Source organism: Pseudoalteromonas sp. SG43-1 (genome assembly GCF_014164415.1).
GTDB lineage: Bacteria > Pseudomonadota > Gammaproteobacteria > Enterobacterales > Alteromonadaceae > Pseudoalteromonas > Pseudoalteromonas distincta.
Genome location: NZ_JACJFD010000002.1, coordinates 275024 through 298120 on the forward strand (window position 1 = coordinate 275024; position 23097 = coordinate 298120).

General features: G+C 38.2%; 19 protein-coding genes and 1 pseudogene. 12 read left to right on the forward strand and 8 right to left on the reverse strand.

The window, feature by feature from the left end; translation table 11 throughout:
- The first annotated feature begins 218 nt into the window (after positions 1–218).
- From H5159_RS03370 to H5159_RS03380, 3 genes are all read left to right on the forward strand, one after another.
- Positions 219–917: a CoA transferase subunit A gene (locus H5159_RS03370; protein ID WP_008135270.1), complete on the forward strand. Its 699-nt coding sequence runs from the start codon at positions 219–221 to the stop codon at positions 915–917.
- 14 nt (positions 918–931) lie between these two features.
- A complete protein-coding gene (locus tag H5159_RS03375; RefSeq protein ID WP_002961879.1) occupies positions 932–1588 on the forward strand; it encodes a CoA transferase subunit B in 657 nt (218 codons plus the stop codon).
- Positions 1589–1922: 334 nt separating this feature from the next.
- Complete coding sequence (locus tag H5159_RS03380) at positions 1923–2804, forward strand: LysR family transcriptional regulator (protein WP_002961883.1); 882 nt, start codon at positions 1923–1925, stop codon at positions 2802–2804.
- A gap of 879 nt (positions 2805–3683) precedes the next feature.
- On the opposite strand, the gene H5159_RS03385 is transcribed toward H5159_RS03380, so the two are convergent.
- Together H5159_RS03385 and msrA are read right to left on the reverse strand one after the other, a co-directional pair.
- Positions 3684–4460, reverse strand: coding sequence for an amino acid ABC transporter substrate-binding protein (locus tag H5159_RS03385; RefSeq protein ID WP_182695013.1), 777 nt, complete (start codon positions 4458–4460; stop codon positions 3684–3686).
- A gap of 133 nt (positions 4461–4593) precedes the next feature.
- Positions 4594–5883, reverse strand: a complete 1290-nt coding sequence (gene msrA, locus H5159_RS03390) for a peptide-methionine (S)-S-oxide reductase MsrA (RefSeq protein WP_182715365.1) — start codon at positions 5881–5883, stop codon at positions 4594–4596.
- Between the two features lie 248 nt (positions 5884–6131).
- Between msrA and pxpB the strand changes: the two genes are divergently transcribed.
- From pxpB to H5159_RS03420, 6 genes and pseudogenes are all read left to right on the forward strand, one after another.
- Positions 6132–6797 (forward strand): 5-oxoprolinase subunit PxpB, encoded by a 666-nt coding sequence (gene pxpB, locus H5159_RS03395; RefSeq protein ID WP_182715364.1) that lies wholly within the window; start codon positions 6132–6134, stop codon positions 6795–6797.
- Positions 6790–7770, forward strand: a complete 981-nt coding sequence (locus H5159_RS03400) for a biotin-dependent carboxyltransferase family protein (protein WP_182715363.1) — start codon at positions 6790–6792, stop codon at positions 7768–7770. The genes pxpB and H5159_RS03400 overlap by 8 nt, the downstream gene beginning before the upstream one ends.
- Positions 7760–8043, forward strand: a pseudogene (locus H5159_RS03405) (5-oxoproline transporter, DUF979 family subunit); the annotation flags it as partial. The gene H5159_RS03400 and the pseudogene H5159_RS03405, both read left to right, overlap by 11 nt.
- A complete protein-coding gene (pcp, locus tag H5159_RS03410) occupies positions 8036–8704 on the forward strand; it encodes a pyroglutamyl-peptidase I (RefSeq protein WP_165723421.1) in 669 nt (222 codons plus the stop codon). The pseudogene H5159_RS03405 and the gene pcp, both read left to right, overlap by 8 nt.
- A 153-nt stretch (positions 8705–8857) precedes the next feature.
- Complete coding sequence (asnB, locus tag H5159_RS03415) at positions 8858–10531, forward strand: asparagine synthase B (protein WP_182711293.1); 1674 nt, start codon at positions 8858–8860, stop codon at positions 10529–10531.
- The gene (locus H5159_RS03420) at positions 10515–11402 is read left to right on the forward strand and encodes a PhzF family phenazine biosynthesis protein (RefSeq protein WP_182779728.1); all 888 of its coding nucleotides are present in this window, start codon (positions 10515–10517) and stop codon (positions 11400–11402) included. The genes asnB and H5159_RS03420 overlap by 17 nt, the downstream gene beginning before the upstream one ends.
- Positions 11403–11685: 283 nt before the next feature.
- Here H5159_RS03420 and egtD read toward each other — a convergent pair whose 3' ends face one another.
- Both egtD and egtB read right to left on the reverse strand, forming a co-directional pair.
- Complete coding sequence (gene egtD, locus H5159_RS03425; RefSeq protein WP_182694386.1) at positions 11686–12660, reverse strand: L-histidine N(alpha)-methyltransferase; 975 nt, start codon at positions 12658–12660, stop codon at positions 11686–11688.
- Positions 12657–13928 carry an ergothioneine biosynthesis protein EgtB gene (gene egtB / locus H5159_RS03430; RefSeq protein WP_182779729.1) on the reverse strand — a complete coding sequence of 424 codons (1272 nt, stop codon included), beginning with the start codon at positions 13926–13928 and terminating at the stop codon, positions 12657–12659. The genes egtD and egtB overlap by 4 nt, the downstream gene beginning before the upstream one ends.
- Positions 13929–14822: 894 nt before the next feature.
- Between egtB and H5159_RS03435 the strand changes: the two genes are divergently transcribed.
- A complete protein-coding gene (locus H5159_RS03435) occupies positions 14823–16403 on the forward strand; it encodes a BCCT family transporter (protein WP_182693287.1) in 1581 nt (526 codons plus the stop codon).
- An 80-nt stretch (positions 16404–16483) separates the two neighbouring features.
- Here H5159_RS03435 and H5159_RS03440 read toward each other — a convergent pair whose 3' ends face one another.
- The 3 genes from H5159_RS03440 to H5159_RS03450 all read right to left on the reverse strand — a co-directional run bounded on the left by H5159_RS03440 (position 16484) and on the right by H5159_RS03450 (position 20249).
- Positions 16484–17194 carry a 3'-5' exonuclease gene (locus tag H5159_RS03440; protein ID WP_182693286.1) on the reverse strand — a complete coding sequence of 237 codons (711 nt, stop codon included), beginning with the start codon at positions 17192–17194 and terminating at the stop codon, positions 16484–16486.
- Between the two features lie 3 nt (positions 17195–17197).
- Positions 17198–19093 carry a DUF294 nucleotidyltransferase-like domain-containing protein gene (locus H5159_RS03445; RefSeq protein WP_039489770.1) on the reverse strand — a complete coding sequence of 632 codons (1896 nt, stop codon included), beginning with the start codon at positions 19091–19093 and terminating at the stop codon, positions 17198–17200.
- Between the two features lie 148 nt (positions 19094–19241).
- Positions 19242–20249, reverse strand: coding sequence for a rhodanese-related sulfurtransferase (locus H5159_RS03450; protein WP_002961191.1), 1008 nt, complete (start codon positions 20247–20249; stop codon positions 19242–19244).
- Positions 20250–20457: 208 nt separating this feature from the next.
- Between H5159_RS03450 and H5159_RS03455 the strand changes: the two genes are divergently transcribed.
- Together H5159_RS03455 and H5159_RS03460 are read left to right on the forward strand one after the other, a co-directional pair.
- Positions 20458–21786: a DEAD/DEAH box helicase gene (locus tag H5159_RS03455; RefSeq protein WP_182779730.1), complete on the forward strand. Its 1329-nt coding sequence runs from the start codon at positions 20458–20460 to the stop codon at positions 21784–21786.
- A 2-nt stretch (positions 21787–21788) separates the two neighbouring features.
- On the forward strand, positions 21789–22622 hold the full coding sequence (locus tag H5159_RS03460; RefSeq protein ID WP_002961188.1) for a S1 RNA-binding domain-containing protein: 834 nt from the start codon (positions 21789–21791) through the stop codon (positions 22620–22622).
- A 39-nt stretch (positions 22623–22661) separates the two neighbouring features.
- Here the strand turns inward: H5159_RS03460 and H5159_RS03465 are convergent, their stop codons facing one another.
- Positions 22662–23036 carry a hypothetical protein gene (locus H5159_RS03465; protein WP_024595713.1) on the reverse strand — a complete coding sequence of 125 codons (375 nt, stop codon included), beginning with the start codon at positions 23034–23036 and terminating at the stop codon, positions 22662–22664.
- Between the last annotated feature and the right edge of the window lie 61 nt (positions 23037–23097).

The window sequence follows — 23097 nt, forward strand, 5'->3', positions numbered from 1 at the left end:
GCACTAACTGCGTTGAATTTACTTGCAATAGGCCAGCTATTGACGCGTAAATTCGCCTTGTTTTCACTGAAAATCTCTGGCTAGAGAAAATAAATTTAAATATCACCCTGATTCATATGTTAGTAAATCTATTAACCAGAGTTCAGGTTAAATAGCTATCTTATGAAATGATGATTAAAGATTGTTAACAACAAATAGCACACAATGAGGAGAGACTCATGGCCGGTTTTGATAAGGTAGTTTCTAGTTACGAAGCTGCAATGGAAGGATTAAAAGACGGCGATACCATTATTGCCGGTGGTTTTGGTTTATGTGGTATTCCTGAGGGCTTAATTAAACAAATTAAGCACATGCAAACAAAAAACTTAACCGTAGTATCTAATAACTGTGGTGTTGATGACTTTGGTTTAGGTATTTTATTACAAGACAAACAAATTAAAAAAGTAGTTGCCTCGTACGTTGGCGAAAATGCCCTATTCGAGCAGCAGTTATTAAGTGGCGAAATTGATGTAGAGCTTACGCCTCAAGGTACACTAGCTGAAAAAATGCGTGCTGGTGGCGCGGGTATACCTGCGTTTTACACCGCAACCGGTTACGGTACTCCTGTGGCTGAGGGTAAAGATGTAAAAGAGTTTAATGGTCGCCCGTATATTTTAGAAGAATCTATAACGGGTGAATTTGCTATTGTTAAAGCGTGGAAAGCCGACCGCTTTGGTAATTTAGTGTTTAGACACACCGCCATGAACTTTAATCCAATGGCGGCAACAGCGGGCAAAATTACCGTTGCCGAAGTAGAAGAAATTGTAGAGCCGGGTGAGCTTGAACCAAGCCAAATTCATACCCCGGGTATTTTTGTAAATCGCGTTATTAAAGGCAGCTTTGAAAAACGCATTGAACGTGTAACAACACGAGATTAAGCAGGAGCAAAATTATGGCATTATCACGTGAACAAGTTGCAATGCGCGTTGCACAAGAACTACAAGACGGTTACTACGTAAATTTGGGCATAGGAATTCCGACACTCGTCGCAAACTATGTACCAGATGATATTGAAGTTATGCTACAGTCCGAAAATGGCCTTTTAGGCATGGGCCCGTACCCAACTAAAGCAGAGCTAGACGCCGATATGATTAACGCGGGTAAAGAAACCGTGACAGCAGCCACAGGTGCAGCCATATTTAATAGTGCAGATAGTTTTGCCATGATACGGGGTGGTCATGTAGACTTAACCGTTCTGGGTGCATTTGAAGTTGACCAGAACGGCAACATCGCATCGTGGATGATCCCTAAAAAGCTGATTAAAGGCATGGGTGGCGCGATGGATTTAGTCGCTGGCGCGAAAAATATTATTGTTACTATGACCCATGCAAGTAAGCATGGTGACTCTAAACTATTAGAAGCCTGCTCTTTACCGCTTACTGGCGTTAATTGCGTAAAAAAAATAGTAACAGATTTAGCCGTATTAGAAGTTAAAGACGGCGCATTTCATCTATTAGAACGTGCTCCGGGCGTTACTGTTGATGAAATCATTAGTAAAACAGCAGGTAAATTACTTGTTGACGGTGAAGTTCCAGAAATGGTTTTTTAGGCTCTAGCTTAAAAATAACGCTTTACCCTGTACCGACCTCATTCCCAGTGCCAATGGCGCTGAGTTACCCAAAATCCCTCTTACGAGGGATTTTTTTTATCTTTTGTCATTATTTTTACCGTCATTCATACATCTGTAGTAAATTTTATCTATAATACAAATATAAATTAAATGTAAGCGCTTAGATTCTTTGCACTATTTTGTGGATAGCCTGCACCCTTTTTGTGAACTAGCGTTAATTTTATTTTTAACCTACTGATATTTAAAAATTAAATAGTTGGTTCAAATTTTGCCTAAGTAAGGCGTCTCAATAAATTAAATAATTCTGGAAAACATGCAAACTCCTATTCGTGGCCTTCGCTCTTTTTGCTTTGCCGCAAGAAGCCTAAGTTTTAAGCATGCAGCTAATGAGCTGTACTTAACGCCGTCTGCGGTAAGCCATCAAATAAAACAACTTGAAGAACAACTTGGTATTGAGCTTTTTCAACGTAAAACGCGTTCAATTAGCTTAACCACAGCGGGTAAAAACTTTTTTGATGCTGTGTCTCCTATCATCACAATGTTAGAGAGCACTATTAATGAGTTTAGTCAGATGCAGCAAAATACAAATTTGACGATTACACTGCCTGAATTTTTTGCCAGCGAACTACTCATGCCTAAATTAAGTGAGTGGACGTCAGAGCACCCTAATATAAACCTGCAAATGGACACGCTTAAAACACGCAAAGAGTTAACGCGTCATAGCGATTTATCTATTGTATTGTCCTCTGGTAAACCTACTGAAGGATTAGCGACTGAGTTGTTTAACCTTGAATATATTCCTGCATGTAATAAAAAATTGCTCGACCAGTGGAGGGACGATCATCGTCAAGCGCTTAACCAAGTTCCGCTAATACTGCACAAAGCTCGCCCTTGGGCATGGCATCAGTGGGCTGAAAAAGCAGGGATTGATGATTTTTCTCCTTCGCAGATTATTCAAATAGATAGCATGTTTGGTGTAGCGCGTGCAGCGCAGCAAGGCATGGGCATTGCGCTTATCCCACTGCCTATTAGCCAAAGCTGGCTAGATGAGCAATGGCTTTACAAATTATTCGAACAGCCTTTAACAACTAAAGATAAATACTATTTAGTGCAGCACGAATCAAGCACGCCTAATCACCCGCTTGATTTATTTGCGAAGTGGGTTGTAAATACGTTTAGAAAAATCCAAGAATAATCCCCTATTAGGCGAGTTCAGTAATACAACCTACTCTATGTTGTATTACTGAACTCGCCTAAACCTCCCTGCAAATTTGAATAATATTTTTTAATTAAATACATAAGCTTAGCGCCATACATTAGACTAAAGTCTATAGTTTAATTTTTTTCACTCATTGGTTTCGTTTTTATCGTTTGTCGAAAATAAAGTTAAATATTAAAGTTGCTTTATCAGCTCAAAACAACTTAGTTAAATTGTTTCTTAAGAGCAATAAATGCAACCTTTAGAGTTCTAGTAACTCAAACGTAGCAGTGAAAAGAATCTTATATTGTGTGTGTAAGATGTTGTCAGTGTGAAAAAGCGGTTCAAGTTAGGTGGTGACTTAGCTTGAACTGTTTTTATTCTTGGCTCAAACCACATGATATGTAATACAAAGCTACCAAAGTGTAGCAAACAGAATCTTTATATTGTGTGTGAAGATGTTGTCAGTGTGAAAAATGGTTCAAGTTAGGTGGTGACTTAGCTTGAACTGTTTTTATTTTTGGCTCAAACCATACGATATGTAATACAAAGCTACTTAAGTGTAGCAAACAGAATCTTTATATTGTGTGTGAAGATGTTGTCAGTGTGAAAAATGGTTCAAGTTAGGTGGTGACTTAGCTTGAACTGTTTTTATTTTTGGCACAAACCACATGATATGTAATACAAAGCTACCAAAGCGTAGTAAACAGAATCTTTATATTGTGTGTGAAGATGTTGTCAGTGTGAAGAAGCGGTTCAAGTTAGGTGGTGACTTGGCTTGAACTGTTTTTATTTTTGGCGCAAACCACATGATATGCAATATAAGTTTAATACTTTTAAAAGCCCCGTAAGTTATAACTTACGGGGCTTTTTTAGTTAATTTTTAATTTGATATTCTTTTTTTAATTTACTTATTTGCACTTTATGTGAAATCAAGAAGGTATTAAATTTCTTGATTATGTCAGGGTAGTCAATCGACGATAATAAAAAGGCTTGTAAATCTGTCGGCAATTCGTTTTGAAAATAAACAGGTCGGGTTAATTTAAAGTATTTTTGGAGGTTATAATTTAATACATCGTTAGATATGTAAATACACTCCACTCGCTCTTTTAAAAGCAACTCTATTAATTCAATTACGTTAGCTGTTTCTATTAACTCAACGTTTTCATTATTCATTAACGGTTTAAAGCTTTGAGGCGTAAACCCTCTTACCGTTGCAAAACTAATGCATTCATCAATAGTGATATTTTTATTTAAACTCGCAATGCCCGTTTTAGTCACAACGGTTGGCTGCGAATAAATAATTTTATTTACATCAATAAATGAAGCTTTGTAGCTTGGTTTCCAGCTAGGGTTATCTGGATACTTAAAGTCGACATGGCGATGTTCCACAAATTCTTTGTAAAGTCGATTAATAGGTAGTGTGTAAAACTCAAACTTAAAGTCATGCTGCTGGGCAAACAAGGTAAGTAACTTTTGACTAAAACCATAATAGTCGCGGTTATCAGCCCCACTACCATCGTAGTATGGAAGGTATTCTATATTCTCTACGCCTACTACGTAATGAGTCGCTGATTTAGCGTTGTTTATCAAAAGCAGTAAAGCGAATGGCAAATATATTAACTGCGTTGCTATTTTTATAAATTGATTCATTAATAACCTAAGTAATATTATTGACAATTAGCTGCACGCTTTAATTTTAACAAATTTGCAAAGATTATGATAAGCCTATTTTGTTTTATGCAAAAAAAAGCCTGATTAAAATCAGGCTTAGCAAAGAAAGGGTTTAGCTTTTATCTCTCGGTACAAAATCAAGGACTGTTGCATTAATACAGTAACGATCGCGACCTCTTGGACCTTCACCTGGAAATAAATGCCCTAAGTGTATGCCTGTACTTTTAGAGCGAAGCTCAATGCGTGTCATGCCCCAGCTGCTATCGTCGTGCTGTGTTACGTTGTTTTTTACAGGATGAGTAAAGGACAACCAACCAGTACCTGAGTTAAACCTATTGCTTGTATCAAATAGTGGCTCGCCACTTAATTTATCAACAAAAGTACCGTCTGGTGTGTTTTTAAACTCTTTGTACTCTTTACAGTAAGGTCTATCTGTTCGTGCATCAAATGCAACTTTATAAGCATCACTGTTACCTAATTTAAAAGCGCCTAATGCTTTATAAAACTCTTCAGGCGTTGCGTAACCTTGACGGCCATATACCTCAACGCCATTTTCTAAAAACAAAATGGTTGGTGTTGCCCACGTGGCTGACTTAATAGTTAAATCATCAAGTTGGTCAGCATGGCGAAACGACATTGGTATTGTTCCTTTGTAATCATTTGCGACTGCTTTTTTAAACTTTTCACAGTATGGGCAGTATTCACGTGAATCAAGTACCACTATTTGCTTTCCTGATAATAAAGCCGTGTTATCTACTTTTTCTACAGGTGTTTTATTAAAAACAACACCGGTAGAGTGATCTGGGCAATAGCCATTAGGGTTCTTTTCTAAATAATTTTGATGATACTCTTCTGCCGTTACAAAACCTTGAAGCGGTTTAATAACTGTTTCAATTTTGCCATAGCTCGCATCAGTTAAAAGCTGCTGATATTGCGATTTAACTTGCTCAGCTACTTTAGCTTGCGCATCAGTGGTCGTTAATACAATTGAGCGGTATTGCGTACCAATGTCGTTACCTTGGCGATTTTTTTGCGTAGGGTCGTGACTTTCAAAATAGTTTTTTAAGAGATCTTCTGCTGAAATTATATTGCTGTTATACATAACTTGTACAACTTCAGCATAATTGTTCTCGTCAAAACGACGAGACTGATCAGTAATGTTTCTGTAGGTAGCTTTAAAGCCATTGCCGTCAGCATACCCCGATTCAGCATCAATAACGCCATTAAGCGCTTCGTAGCGTTTTTCCGCTCCCCAAAAACAACCTGATCCAAGTACAATGGTTTCTACATGCATGGTGGCTTCTACATTACTGTGCTCAACCTTTTCCATAGATAAAGCAAAGCTGCCTGCGCTAAATATAATAGCAGCGCCTGATAAATATAATAAATGCTGGTGTTTCATAAAGTACCTCTTAAACAAGTGCGTGCTAACTAAGACCTCCTTATCCTAATTTTCATTTCAACCTAATTACTTATTTAGTACGAAGCGTATTAAGTTTTGGTCTTCAATAAGTTAAATACGATTAATTGAATATAAAACTACTCTTAAAGTAAGTTGGGCAATAAACATAACCACTTAGTCGCAATGGTGTAAATAAATTAATAAAACTGTGTTACGTTTAAATTATGTTGTACAAATAGGTTTATTTAATGAAGCCAGCTCCTCATATTTATGCATTAACAAACAGTAGTTTACTGTTTGATGCATCGCATTTAGACGCTACAGATATACTCTCTATTCAAAAAAAAATTTGGGCTTTAGCTAGCCACTGTAAAAGCACTGATGAATTTAGCGATTTGGTGCCGGCCATGAACTCGCTCACTCTTTATTTAAAATCAGATAAACACTTAAATAAGTGGTTACAAGTGCTACCTTCGCTGTGGAATGATATTAAAACGAGTACTTTTAAGGGGCAGCATCACTTAATCAAAACCACATACAAGGGTGAGGACATTAATTACGTGGCTCGCTATCATAATTTAAGTGCCGATGAAGTTATTAATATTCATAGTAAAACCAAGTACCACGTTTTATTTTTAGGCTTTCAGCCCGGTTTTGCTTACCTACATGGCTTAAATGAGCAATTACATACACCAAGACGTGATGAGCCACGCATTAAAGTTCCTAAAGGCTCTGTTGCGATAGGTGCTGCACAAACCGGCATTTACCCCGCAGATACCCCAGGTGGTTGGCATATAATAGGTCATACAGATACTGCTTTGTTTGATTCGACCTCTGAGCAACCTTGTTTAATTCAACCAGGAGATACGCTTGAATTTGTTCCGCACGTTAATAAAGGAGCAAATCATGATTAAAGTACTTAAAAGTGGTGTATTACTTACAATTCAAGATTTTGGCCGTGAGGGCTACCGCCATTTAGGTGTAAGCAAAGCGGGTAGCTTAGACCCTATTGCACAAATCATTGCTAATAGATTACTTAACAATAACGACAATGATGCCGTTTTAGAAATAACTGTGGGTTTGTGCGAACTGGAATTTACCTGCGACACAGTAATTGCGCTTCATGGTGCAGATTTGCAAGCAACCCTTGATGGACATGCAATTTATCCTGGTTGGACATACGCAGTAAAAAACAAACAAGTCCTAAGTTTTGCTACTGGTAGAGCAGGCTTAAGAGCTTATTTAGCAGTGAAAGGCGGTATACAAAATGCTGAAGTTATGGGTTCTAAATCTACAGATTTAAACGCATGTTTTGGTGGTTTTGAAGGTAGATCTCTCACCTCTGGTGATAAAATACCTATTACTCCTTATTATGGAGAGTTTAAAAAGGTAGGCGCAATTGCTCCCGCCCAGCGCAAACTTATACGCCTGCATCCAAGTCCTCATGCCGACTTATTAGGCGAGACTTTACTTAGCAACTTTGTGTCTACCGCTTTTAAAGTCAGCAATAATAGTAACCGAATGGGTGTAAGGCTTGAGCATAAGAATAATTTGGGGCATTCGCACTCTTTGCCATCATTAGGGGTGAGCCCTGGGAGTATTCAACTCCCACCAAGTGGAGAGCCAATTGTGTTACTAAATGATGGCCAAACTACAGGGGGCTACCCTCTGCTAGGGACTGTTATTGAAGCCGACTTACGTCAATTTGCACAGTTTAGACCTATAGATACTGTTGAGTTTAAATATGTAACGTTTGAAGAAGCAGCGAAGGCGAAGCAGAAACTTGACGGACACCTACATCAATTGAGCCTTGCACTTAAAATAACCTATAAAAATATTCTAAAAATAAATAGGAAAACTATGTTCGACTTAAATTATTGGCCCTGATAATCGTTTTATACTGTTTTTTTTGTATTGTGTAGGTATGGCATTTTTAATTGAAGGTCATGGCGCAAGCCCTGCTCCATTAGTTGCGCTCGGCATGTATAGCGGCTATTGCAGTGCGTTAATGACGCCTATGACAGCAAATTTAATATTCTTCCTGCAACTCTTTTTGACTTAAAAGATAAGTACTATGTAATTAAGGTTCAAATTCAGACGGCAGTTACCTTACTCGCCGTTAATATTATTTTAATGTATAGCTTGGTGTGTAATGACTAAATCAACTTCTTCTATGGCGTGTGTATTAATAACCGGCTTTGCGCCTTTTGGTAGCGAAACTATCAATCCTTCTTGGCAAGCAGTGCAAAAACTTGATGAAACTATCATCATGAAACACAAAATATGTACACTAGAACTTGCCTGTGAGTTTAATACGTCTATTAGTCAGCTTATAAACGCCATTGAGTCACATAATCCGGCGGTTGTTTTATGTATAGGTCAAGCTGGTGGGCGCAGCGAAATATCAATTGAGCGTATTGCAATAAACGTTGACGATGCACGCATTAAAGACAATGCAGGTAAGCAACCTGTCGATTCACCAATAGAAAAAAATGGCCCTGATGCCTATTTCACTAATTTACCCATAAAGCGTATGTTACAAGCACTGCACAACAGCAATATTCCTGCTGCCATTTCCAATACGGCAGGTACGTATGTATGCAATCACGTTATGTATGGCCTTATGCATTACATAAATGATCACTGCGCTGTAATGAAAGGTGGCTTTGTGCATATTCCTTATTTACCAAGCCAAGCTGTGCACCACAATGGCGCACCAAGCATGTGTGAAGACACTGTTATTAACGCGCTAAAAGTGATGATTGCACAAGCTTTGAACAATAATAACGACGTAAAAATAGCCGCAGGCACCACGCATTGACCACTTTGGTGCGGTTATATATAACTTGGTGCATAAATTATTCTTAATTAATTATAAAAGCTATGTGACTTGAGTAATTTTTTCTGATAAAACAAGGTTTCGCAGCACAGCAAATTGGCTTTGCTGCACACATAATAGGAATGAGGAGTTACTATGTGTTCAATTTTTGGGGTATTAGATATTAAATCTGATCCCGCTCAATTGCGTACCCAAGCAATTGAAATGTCAAAGCTGCTTAGACACCGTGGCCCAGATTGGTCTGGTGTATATGCATCTGAAAAAGCTATTTTAGTACATGAGCGTTTAGCTATTGTTGGTGTATCAAGCGGTGCACAGCCTTTATACAATCCTGAAAAAACAAATATTTTAGCGGTTAATGGCGAGATTTATAATCATAAAGAACTTGCAGCAGAGCTAGATGTTGATTTTACTTTTCAAACTCAATCAGACTGTGAAGTTATTTTAGCGCTTTATAAACAAAAAGGATCTGACTTTTTAGATGATCTAAATGGCATTTTTGCATTTTGTTTATACGATGAAGAAAATGACGCTTACTTAATTGGCCGTGACCATATTGGTATTATCCCGCTTTACACTGGTCACGACGAGCACGGTAACTTTTACGTTGCTTCAGAGCTAAAAGCACTCTCTCCAATTTGTAAGCATATTGAAGAATTTCCACCAGGGCATTACCTGTACAGCAAAGATGGCAAAATCACGCCTTATTACAAGCGTGATTGGGAAACATTTGATGCAGTTAAAGATAACAGCGCACAAGCGCAAGACGTTAAAGATGCATTAGAAGCGGCCGTTAAACGCCAGCTAATGTGTGATGTACCATACGGTGTATTACTTTCTGGTGGTTTAGACTCATCGGTTATCTCTGCTATTACCCAGCGTTTTGCTGCCAAACGTATTGAAGATAACGATGAAAGCGATGCATGGTGGCCTAAGTTGCATTCTTTTTCAGTAGGCCTTGAGGGTTCACCTGATTTAGCCGCTGCTCAAAAAGTAGCTGACATGATTGGTACTATTCACCACCCTATCATTTTTACCATTCAAGAAGGTATTGATGCTCTGCGTGAAGTGATTTACCACATTGAAACGTATGATGTAACAACGATTCGTGCCTCTACACCTATGTACTTAATGGCTCGCCAAATTAAAGCGATGGGCATTAAAATGGTGTTATCTGGCGAAGGTGCTGATGAGCTATTTGGTGGTTACTTATACTTCCATAAAGCCCCTAACGCACAAGAGTTTCATGAAGAGCTAAACCGTAAAGTATCAAAACTGCATATGTTTGACTGTTTACGTGCTAATAAATCAATGGCAGCATGGGGCGTTGAAGCACGTGTACCGTTCCTTGATAAAGAATTTGTTGATGTTGCTATGCGTATCAACCCTGAAGCCAAAATGTGTAAAGATGGCAAAATTGAAAAACACATTTTACGTGAAGGTTTTGATGGCTACTTGCCTGATGAAGTTTTATGGCGCCAAAAAGAGCAATTTTCAGACGGTGTTGGTTACAGTTGGATTGATACGTTAAAAGAGTTTGTAAATGAGCAAGTGAGCGATCAAGAGCTTGCAAATGCTAAATTTAAATACCCTATTAATACGCCAGATTCAAAAGAAGCTTACTACTACCGTACTATTTTTGAATCGCACTTTCCTGGTGATGCATCAGCTAAATGTGTACCACATGGTAAATCGGTAGCGTGTTCGACTCCTGAAGCACTTGCATGGGACGCATCGTTCCAAAACAATGCAGATCCATCAGGTCGTGCTGCGGGCGTTCATAACGACGCGTATGCAAGCAAAGGATAACACTCTTTGTTTAACGAAGCGTAAGCCCAAATGGCTTACGCTTCGCTGTATAAAACTCACTTCCACCGAATCTGTTTTTTATAGCCCTGCAAATAACTTAAAAGGCTCAAGTGCTTTAATTGTTATTTATAAAATTGGGTTAACATCAAAAACAATGCAATATATTGCATCACAATCAAACCACCCTGCTACCGTATTTTTAAATCAAAATGAGATAACTAAACGCCATTGTAATATTCGCTGGTTCAACCAAACAAGTGAAATTAAACGCTGTGGGCATGGTACTTTAGCGGCCGCTAATTTTTTAATAAAGTATTTTGGTTATTGCCCTGAAGTATTTACATCAATGAGTAATGAGCGCTTTACTATAAGAGTAAAAAAACAACGCGCACAGTTGTTACTAAAAAGTATAGAGCCTAAAAAAAGCGAATTAGCTAAAGGTGAGTTAAAAAGTGTGTTTTCATCCGCAATAAAAGCAGCCTACAGTACCGGTGATAAAAACGGTTATACGGTTGTATTATTTAATGAAGAATTTAATAAAGAATTTAGTAAAGAGTTTAGTAAAGACGTTGAAAAAGACGATTTAAAAAGCTTACACGTTGATTTTAAAGCTTTGAGTAAACTCCACAAAAATGCAATAATTGCACTCAGTATAAAAAATAAAGACAAGAAAAATGCCATAGCGCATTTTAGATATTTTGCACCCCAGTTTGGAGTAAATGAGGACAGTGCAACGGGCTCTGCGGTATCTGTTATTGCCCCCCTGCTATTTAGACTATACGGTTTAAATAAAGCTAAGCTTATACAGCAATCAAATAATGGCGCATTGCTAAACTATGAGTTTAACAATGCTAAAGTTGTCATTTACTAGGGCGTGTTGATCTTTGCGAATTGAAATTTGTTCAATCTAGGGGCGATTAAATCGCGGCGCGAGGTTTGTAACCTAGTGGGCTAAGTAAAAATCGAGCAACAAAGAGTTTATCGCCCCTAGGCAGAACCCGAAGGGCAGCACATGTTTGGCATTTATGCTGCGTTATCGCCTATTTATGTGGAATAACCACACTTCATAGGCTCTACCTTGCCTAAAAACCAAACATATTGCTGCAAATTCAACTATCAAAGATCAACACGCCCTAAACATATTAAGTAAACGTTTATAGCGGTCGTAATAAGCACAATGCAAAATAGTTACTATCGTCTTGCCATGTTTGCTCTAACTTTAAATTAGCTTGCGCTGCAAGCTGCTTAAACGATTCGAGCGTGTACTTATGAGAGTTTTCTGTATGGATACTTTCGCCTTCAATAAAGTCTATTTGCTGATCATTTATAACCACGCTTTGATTACAGTTACTTACTAAATGCATTTCAATACGGCTATGTTGCTCGTTAAAGCGTGACTCGTGGCTAAAGTTATCTAAATTAAATGTGCCGTTTAGCTCGTTATTAATACGTTGTAGTAAATTTTTATTAAATGCGGCGGTGATTCCCGCTTTATCGTTATATGCATCAAGTAACACTTGGCGCTCTTTTACTAAATCAACCCCAATTAATACATAACCGTTTACACCACATAAACGATGGAAATTATTCATAATTTCTATAGCTTTAACTGGGGCAAAATTACCAAGAGTAGAGCCTGGAAAATACACCAAATTGGTTTGACTATCTAAAGCGGTGTCTTTGGTTAGCTGTTTAACCATTTGGCTATGTGTAAAGTCTCCTAGTAATGGCGAAATGGCCAAATCTGGGAATAATGGTGACAAATGTGCAAGTGAATAACTGAGCATCTCCTCAGAAATTTCAAACGGTACGAAGGTTTTTACCTTTGCCATGTGCGCTAATAAATACGCGACCTTTTTACCCGAACCACACCCAGGCTCAATAATAGAGAGATTTTCAGGTAGCATTTGAGCAATCGACTGCGAGTATTGCTCTAAAATAGACAACTCCGTACGTGTAACATAATACTCTTGTAAGGATGTTATTTGCTCGAATAATGCAGCACCTTTATCATCGTAAAAATACTTACACGGAAGCGTTTTTTGTTGTTGAGTTAATCCGCTTATCACGTCGTTTAAAAATTCAGTGTCGGTTATGTTACTTTGTTTAATCGCTGTTACTTGGCTCATACTATATCCTTAGCTAGTCTTATCCCGCTGCACATCCACGCTTGATGTGGGTAATAAAAATTTCGGTATGTTTGTCGTAAATGGTTTTGAGGGGTAAACACACACCCACCCCGTAACACCATTTGGTTATTCATAAATTTACCATTGTATTCCCCTGCTACTCCTTCAATAGGCTTAAAACCGGGGTATGGCAAATATGCACTGTTTGTCCATTGCCAACATGAATCCGTTAACTGGTTTATTTCAGTATCATCTTTTGTTTGTTGTGGTGTTAGATAGTTATTATTAGTGTCTGTTGAAGGTGTATTTTTAGCTGCATATTCCCACTCGAACTCTGTAGGCAAGCGAGCCTTTACAAAATTAGCGTAGGCGCTGGCCTCAAAATAACTAACATGGCTGATGGGAGCACTTAAATTTAAAGGCTGCAATCCATAGTGTGTAAACTCAAACCATTCGTTATTTATGTAATGCCAATATAATGGATGCGTTAAACGAGTGTTTTGAATATGCGCCCAACCGTCGCTTAACCAATATTGTGGATTGCTATATCCACCGGCATTTATAAAGTCTAAATATTCACCATTAGTGACCAATCTATTAGCAAAACTGAATGGATGAATTAGTACTTGGTGTTTGGGGCACTCTTTATCATATGCAAATTCATCGTCGGCATTTGTACCAATATTAATAATGGCTTGTTCAAAATTGATAAAATTAAGGGGTTTAATATCAGCTGATTTTTTTTGGCTATTTAAAAGCGATGTTTTATATTGAGGAAATAATGGATTTACTGAAAAGTTATATTTGATGTCCATAAGCATTAGTTCTTGATGCTGTTGCTCGTGGTGTAACCCAAGTTCAATAATATCTTTAATGTGCGGGTTAACGTCAGTCTTAAGTAATTCAATCACGCGGCTATCTACATGTTCTCTGTAAGCTAGCACTTCGTCTAAACCTGGCCTAGATAAGCTTCCTCTGTTTGCCCGTTTAAATTGCTCTCCAATCCCATTGTAGTAAGAATTAAAAAGCATTTTATAGTGAGGGTTAAACACTGCGTACTGTTTACAATGAACACTAAGTAAAAATGTTTCAAAAAACCATGTTGTGTGTGCTAAATGCCATTTGCTTGGACTGGCATCTGCCATAGCTTGTAATTGGCAATCCTCTACAGTGAGAGGTTCTATAATAGCTAGGCTTTCGCCTCTAACGCTGCAAAAGCGTTTAACAAGTTCGTTTTGATTGGTATTGTTTGTAACGCATTCACGCATAATAGTATTAATCCTTTGCCTATCTATTTATAAAATATAGCTTAGGGCATGCTGAGCTTTTTGGATTGAAATTTGTTCAATCTAGAGGCGATTAAATCGCGGCACGAGGTTTGTAACCTAGTGGGCTAAGTAAAAACCGAGTAACAAAGAGTTAATCGTCCCTAGAAAGAACCCAAAGGGCAGTGTATGTTTGGTATTTATGCTGCGTTATCGCCTATTTATGGGGAATGACCACACTACATAGGCTCTGCCTTGCCTAAAAACCAAACATACTACTGTAAATTCAATCGCCAAAATTCAACATGCCCTAATGTTGTGTTAAATCATATTCATATTACAACTTGATTAAAGGTGCTTATCGGCTTATAAATTTATAATAGCCTTGAAGAGAAATTTGCTCTTCGCTAGCCGGTTTTTGATTATTCTTACGTGCATGCAAGCATGAAAAATAACGCATAAGCTGTTACCGAACCGCTAAGCTATAAATCTAGGAGCGATTAAATCGCGACTAGACTTAACAAATTTCAATCCTAAAAGACTAACAAGCCCTAATATTTAAGCATTAATTAAGCTACTTAAAAATGATCTTTTTTTACTTAACCAAGTAAATTAATACTTTTAATAGCAAACTAAATTTTAACGTTCACTGAATTTTTAAATTTAGGGCTTTTAAATGAAAAAATCATGAATTTGGCCATATAAACAGCGTTTTAAATACAAATTCATTTACATTTAATATTTAACTCATACACTACTAGCTGTATGATCACGCTTCAAATTAGTTAGTCTTCAAATAATTACGGTATTACTTTTTACTTAATATTTAAAGACTAATGTAATTCGATATGACGCCGAATTTATTTTGGCTTGTTAGGACAACTAAAGAGGTATTGCATGAAGGAAAATCATGACAAATATAGTATTGACAACACGGATTACACCGTAGGTCAGGACAACGTACAAAAGTGGGGGTTTGATATTCACAACCCTGTTTTTGGAACTAGTGCGGGCCTGATTGTCATCTTTTTAATCGCCATACTTGTTACCGACCCACAAACTGCAAAAACAGCGCTTGATAGTATCAAGACCGATATTATTAATAATTTTGATGCCCTATTTATGTGGGCTGCTAACTTCTTTGTACTCTTTTGTTTAGCACTTATTGTTTCTCCTTACGGTAATATTCGCCTTGGTGGTGATGGCGCTAAACCTTCTCACTCTCGCGTTTCATGGCTTGCTATGTTATTTGCTGCCGGTATGGGTATCGGCCTTATGTTTTGGGGCGTTGCTGAACCAGTTGCTTACTTTACTGGTTGGTACGAAACACCGCTTAATGTGGCCGCTAATACACCAGAAGCTGCAAAATTAGCAATGGGCGCAACTATGTTTCATTGGGGTCTTCACCCTTGGGCTATTTACGCTGTTGTTGGTTTATCTCTTGCATTTTTTACCTATAACAAAGGTTTACCACTTTCAATTCGTTCTATTTTTTACCCTATATTAGGTGATAGAGCTTGGGGTTGGCCTGGTCATATCATTGATATCTTAGCTGTACTTGCTACGTTATTTGGCCTTGCAACATCTTTAGGTTTAGGTGCGCAGCAAGCTTCTGCAGGCATTAACCATGTATTTGGTACAGAAGGTGGCATTGGCTCTCAAATTCTAGTTATTGCGGGTGTAACACTTTTAGCCATTGTCTCTGTGGTTCGTGGTATTGACGGTGGTGTGAAACTACTAAGTAATGTAAATATGCTAATTGCGTTTTCATTATTATTGTTTGTATGTTTAGTAGGCTTTGCTGTAGCAATGGGTAATGTACCCACTACCGTGATGGGCTATGTAGAAAATATTATTCCATTGAGTAATCCTCACGGTCGTGAAGACGAAACATGGATGCATGGTTGGACTGTGTTTTACTGGGCTTGGTGGATTTCCTGGTCACCGTTTGTAGGTATGTTTATCGCGCGTGTATCACGTGGTCGTACAATTCGTGAATTCTTAATTGCGGTTTTACTTATTCCTACTCTAGTTACTGTTTTATGGATGTCTATTTACGGTGGTATTGCGATTGATCAAGTAGTTAATGGTGTTGGTGCGTTAGGCACTAATGGTTTAACTGATGTACCTTTAGCTATGTTCCAAATGCTTGATGAATTACCTTTATCTAATATTTTATCGTTTATTGCAATTTTATTAGTGTTGGTATTTTTCATTACGTCATCTGACTCTGGTTCATTAGTAATTGATTCAATTACAGCTGGCGGTAAAATTGATGCACCGGTACCACAACGTATATTTTGGGCATCGGTTGAGGGCGCAATTGCAGCTGCTTTACTTTGGATTGGTGGCACACAAGCAATTGAAGCACTACAAGCAGGCGCTGTCTCTACAGGCTTGCCATTTACTATTGTATTATTATTTATGTGTTTAAGTTTAGTTTTAGGTTTACGAACTGAGCCTCGCCCAGTTAAATAATACTTTTAGTAAGTAACACTTTTAATTAGTAACGAAAACGCCGCAATTTTTGCGGCGTTTTTTTGTTTGGTCATTAAAAGCTAGAACCACAGCTCTGAGATTGGAGTATCTACACGATAATGATAACTCAGTTGCGCTTGTAAAAGTTCTGCTGTAGCAAGTGCATCCGTTAACGCATTGTGATTTTGATATGCTGGTAGGGAATAACGCGCACGGCAATCTGTTAGCCTAAGAGAACCTAATTTTGTGTTAAACAATCGCCCTAATAAACCCTGCCTTGCTTTTAGTGCTCTTTTTTCTATTTCCATTGTATCAACAAGTGCAAACTCAATACCTTCTTTAAGCCTTAACAATAACGCATTATTTAAAAAGTGACGTTCTATTGCGGCATAATGCACCACGACAACTTTACCACTGAGCGCTTCAAGTAAAGGCTCTATAATTTGATTAAAGTCGGGGGCGTCGTCCACCTCAGAATGCGTTATTCCATGTATTAAAATAGACTCTTCATGAAGGTTTCGCCTAGGCTGCACAACCCAATGCCGACTGTGCTTACAATAAATGCGCTCTAAATTGAACGGCACCAAACCAACACTCACTATATCGTCGTTTTGACTATTTAAGCCTGTTGTTTCAAAATCCATTGCTACAAAAGGCACGTCTTTTATTGCAGCTTTGTTTTGATTATAAGCACCCGCATAAAAGTGTTTTAGGAGTTTATTTTTGGTGCTATTGGCAAGCTCGTTATACCTAGCTTGCCAATCAATTGCTTTATGATTACGCGGATTCATAGGCTACTTCACACCAGAGTTTGCTGTGTAGCTAAATTTTAAATAGCTTTGTGCTTTTTCTAAAATGGCGAATGCCTCTTTTAAGTTTCGTTGCTCGAACGGAGAAAGTAAATGTGGATCTAAGTCGTTATCGGGCTCTTCGCCCTTCTCTATTTGCCACGCTTGATGGCGAATTCGCATCATGGCAATATACTCAAGTGCGTCACGTAAATCTTGCGCTTTACCCTGTGGTAACAGCTTAGCTTCAATAATATCTTCTAGCCGCTCAAACGAATTTTGTTTACGTGAGCCAATAGCCAATGCGTGCACGCGAATAACATCAGAAAGAGGTGCAGTCCCTCTTCGCTTTAAGTTCATTGAACGCTTATGTTGGCCATTATGCTCCATAACAAAGCCTTTAAAGAAACCTAGTGGAGGTGTTCTATTTCTAGCATTTGCTGCCATATTAGCTAAAAATACGCGATTTACTTTACTTTGTTTTGCTATAAATATTTTAAGCTCGTCGGCCCACTTGGTTTTACCCCACACACCGTCTAAGTCAAAAAATATAGAACTATTAAGCAATGCTTGTGGTTTTGGCTGCGCGATCCAATCTGCAAATTGATCGAACCACTGTGAGCGAGTTTTACGCCATTTTTTAAACGACGCCATAATTTCTCCATCACAGTAGGTGTAACCACACTGCGCTAAACCATCACACACAAAATCGGCAATATTTTGAAAATACGCGTTATGTTTTTCGTCGTCATAACTGTCATCTAAAATAAGCGCGTTGTCTTGATCGGTTACAATAAGTTGCTCGTCTCGAGCCATTGAGCCCAGAGCAATAAAACAGTAAGGCACAGGAGGTGGCCCAAACTTTTCTTCTGCTAATACAAGTAGTCTTTGTTTAAATGTACGCCCTATAACAGCCATGGCTGTACCAACCATGTGTGAGTTTGCATCTTCATTCACCATACGAACAAACACATTGGGCAATTGGCGTGCATAATGCGCCAAATCCTCTATTGTTTGTTGAGCCAGTATGCCACGTACAAGTAATAAGCTGCTTTGGGATTCATAACGCAAAATATCAGAGAGGGAGATAACGCCTATTGGGCGTCTTTTCTGTACTACTGGCAAATGATGTAAGTTATCTCTAAGCATGGCCAATACAGCTTCGAAAATATAGTCATTAGCATCTAATAGTACTAAGTTAGTGGACATAATGTCTTTTGCTTGCGTGTTAAAGGCAAGCCCTTTAGCCACTACTTTAGTGCGTAAATCCCTATCGGTTATTATACCAACTACTTGTCCATCATCTTCTTCTGGGTCATCATTTATGGGTTTATTTACATCGGTTACCAACACTGACGATACCGCCTCTTCGGTCATTAATTTAGCGATATCTTGTATCGTAGAGGTTGCATCTACGGTGACTACATCTCTGTGAATTAATGATTTTACCTTCGCGGTTGTCAGGTCATTGCCATCGGCTTGTTCGACAATAGCTTGATGCAAACGCACGTTACCGTCTGTTTCGAAGTAATCAGCAAATGCATCAAACTCATCACAGTAACGATTAAATAGCTCGACATTTATGCAATATACTAACGTATCTTCAAGAGCAGTTGCAGGAAAACGTACCTTACGGTTCATCAGTAAACCCATTTGACCAAATATACCTGCGGTAGCCAAACGATTATACAGCTCGCCATTTCGGCGGTACATTTCTACAGAGCCACTTCTAATTACATACAAATCAGAAATGTCTTGTCCAAAACTCAAGATATCTGTTTTTGCTCTAAAATAAGCCACTTCTACTTGTTGAGCTAGCTCATTAAGCGCTTTTTGAGGTAAGTCATCAAAAGGAGGATGTTGTGCTAAAAATTGTGCGATTTCAACTTGTTCGGCTTGCATAAATCCCTTCCTGTATGCGCATTAAAATGACTAAATCTGTTTTTCAGATTAACACTATCATCGGGGTGTGAAAACAATTACTGTACAAATTTAGGCACAAAAAAAGAGCCTAAATAGACTCTTTAAATGTAATACTTATTGTATAAATTTATTTACCGCGCTGAGCGTCTTTTTGGGCTTTTTTAGCTTCTTTACGTTGCTGTAAAACAGCTTGTGCTTCATTACCAATATGGCCCTCACCACGCGCTTGCGCTAATTCTATTTGCTTTTGGCGCTCTGCAAAACGTGCGCGTTGTTCGTCCGTTACTTCTTCAATACAATGATGACAAGAGACGCCCTCCATGTATTCAGGCTTTAACTTTTCGTCTTCTGTAATTGGCATACGACACGCGTGGCATTGATCATAAGAGCCTTTTTGTAGGTCATGATCAACCGCAACGCGATTATCAAATACAAAACACTCGCCTTCCCACATGGTTTCTTCTTTTGGCACTTCTTCTAGGTATTTTAAGATACCGCCTTCAAGGTGATAAACTTCATCAAAACCTTGCTCTTTCATGTAGGCTGTCGATTTTTCGCAGCGGATACCGCCGGTACAAAACATCGCCACTTTTTTGTGTTTCTCAGGGTCTAAGTTTTCTTTTGCCCACTGTGGAAATTCGCGGAACGTTTTGGTATTTGGATCGACCGCATTTTGAAATGTACCAATTTCAATTTCGTAATCATTACGTGTATCAATTAAAATTACTTCAGGGTCAGATATAAGTGCGTTCCACTCATTTGGCTTTACATAGCTACCCACAACTTTAAGCGGATCTACGCCTTCAACGCCCATCGTTACAATTTCTTTTTTTAGTTTTACTTTAGTGCGGTAAAACGGACATTCATCGTCATAAGATTCTTTTGTAACGATGTTTTTTAAATTTGGTTGCTCATCTAGCCATGCTAATAAGTTGTCTATCCCTTCTCGTTTTGCAGAAACAGTGCCGTTTATACCTTCGGCAGCGAGCAATAAAGTACCGCGTACTTCATTTGCTTCCATCACTTCTAGTAATGGCTTACGGATAGCTTCAAATTCAGGTAAACCTACAAACTTATACAGCGCACACACTACAAAGTGATCGCCCGTTACATTATCTTTATGAACAACAGTCATTATATTTCCTATTTTGCCTTGTTAGCCAATATTGGCGTTTACCGAATCGTAAATCCGGCGCATATGGGGCGCGTATTTTACGCTTTTTTAGTTTAATTGCAAAAAATAGCGCTATAGATTGGTTTTTACTGTTAGCGACCTAGCTGTGTAAGCTATAATGCGCTGATAAATTTATAGAGTTAATTTGCTCATTTTGGAGAAACACACATTGCAGTTTACTGATCTTGGGATTGATACACGCCTTGAAACACAACTAGCACATCAAGGGATCACCCAGCCCACCGATATTCAAGCGCATGCAGTGCCTACCGCACTTGCAGGGCATGACATTTTCGCTCAGTCTAAGACTGGGTCGGGCAAAACCTTGGCGTTTTTATTACCTGCTGTACAAAGGGTTATGAAACAAAAAGCACTCAGTAAACGCGATCCTCGTGTACTTATTGTTGCTCCTACGCGTGAGCTTGCTACGCAAGTATTTACTCAGCTGCGTTTATTAATTGCTGGTACAGCCATTAAGGCCGTAAAAATACTTGGTGGCGAAAACTTTAATGACCAAATAAAAGCTCTTAGAAACGACCCACAATTCGTAGTTGCTACACCAGGGCGTTTAGCTGATCACATTACAAAACGTACATTACAATTGAGCGGACTAGAACTGCTTATTTTTGATGAAGCCGATCGTATTTTAGATTTAGGCTTTACCGAGCAGTTAAAAATGATTAACGAGCAAGCTAATCACCGTCTACGCCAAACGTTATTGTTTTCTGCAACACTTGACCATGCACAAGTAGATGCACTATCACGTAACCTATTAAAAAAACCAAAGCAAATTACGCTAAGTGCAGCAAATGAGCAACATAGTGATATTAAACAAACGTTATACCTTGCCGATCACCTTGATCATAAAGAAGCGTTATTAGAGCATTTTTTAAACCAAGATGATGTTGGTCAATGTATTATCTTCACAGCAACGCGTTCTGACACGAGCCGTTTGAGTGAAGCCCTTAATGCTAAAGGCTTCAAATCTGTAGCGCTTGCTGGTGATTTAACGCAAAACAAACGTTTAGATATCATGGATTCGTTTAGTCGCGAAAACTTTAAAATATTGATCACCACCGACGTTGCATCTCGTGGTTTAGATTTATTAAGCGTAACGCACGTTATTAACTTTGATTTACCAAAACACGCTGAAGAGTATGTACACCGCATAGGTCGTACAGGACGTGCTGGCTTTAAAGGAAATGCAATTTCATTAGTTGGCCCAAAAGATTGGGCAAGTTATTTAGCTATTAAAGCATTTTTAAATGACGAATTAAAATTTGCGAGCGTAGAGAGCCTAAAAGCTAAGTTTAAAGGTTTAAAAGAGAAAAAACCTGAGGCAGCGTGGGACAAATCTAAAGAAAAAGCCGCCGCTGTTAAAAAGCCTGCATTTAAGCGCAAAGCTAAACCTAAAAAGCCTACAGCACCAATTAAAGCACCGATGAACATTGATGGCGATACACCAATGCGCCGTAAAAAAAAGCCTGAGCAGGAATAATTATGAGTTACCTAGGAACCACACAAACATTATTTGTAAAAGAAGTGAGTAACGAAGGTGCTTACTTAGACGGCCATGATTTAGGTGAAGTATTTTTACCAAAACAAGAAATAAAACATGAGCTTGAAGCAGGCGATAGTATTAGTGTATTTATCTTTTTAGACAATGCTAATTTAGCCACAGCAACAATAAAGAAACCACATGCTCAAGTAGGCGAGTATGCCCTACTACGCGTTAAAGAAATAAATAGTATTGGGGCATTTTTAGATTGGGGGCTTGAGAAAGATGTGCTTGCACCTTTTAATGAACAAAAGCCACGCATGCAAGAAGGCCATTCTTATTTAGTACGCCTGTATCTTGATAATGCAAGCCAACGTATTTGTGCCTCAAACAACTTTAATCGTTTCCTATCAAAAGATGAGCCGCAATATACTCACTTACAAGAAGTGGATTTAATTGTTGCTGGCAAAACAGATATTGGCTACAAAGTATTAATTGAAGAGTCGCACTTCGGTGTTGTTTTTTACAATATGGTATTTAAAAGCTTATTTGTGGGCCAAAAGCTTAAAGGCTATATTCAAAAAGTACGTGACGACGGAAAAATTGACGTTGTACTAGAAAAGCCAGGTATGGGAAAAGTAAGTGACCTTGGTGAAACTATTATGCAAAAGCTTAAAAACGAAGGCGGTGTTATTCCACTTGGTGATAAGTCTGATCCTGAAGCAATAAAGAAGATGTTTTCTACAAGTAAGGCTAATTATAAAAAAGCAATTGGTGGCTTATTTAAACAAGAGTTAATAGATATTGAAGCGAAATCCATTCGCTTAAGATCTTAATTATAATTGGCTGTAATTACTAATAATACCTGTTTGTAATTAACCTAAAATATATTTATAAGGCAATGTACATTGCGTATATTGCCTTGAATAATCAAGCACTTCAACTTCCGACTCAAGATTGAGCGGCGCCAAACGAAAAACCTTTTTTTCACATTCTGTTTTTTTATCATCAAGCTTTGATATACATTCACTAACGCTTACATGCTGAGATATGAGTGTATCTTCATTTTTGTAACACAGATGGTGAGCATAATCTTGCATTGTTTTTTTAAAATCAAACATATCGACTGGGTACGTTGGAATTATATCTGTAACGGTTGTTACACCATCGTATGCTTTATTAGAAAAAACGTACTTATTTACTGAAAAACCCGCAATAACAATTACTATAGAACCAAAAAATAACTTCAAAACAAACCCCTACTACATTTTGATTTTATTAATGTAACATAAAACTCACATAAGGTAAGGG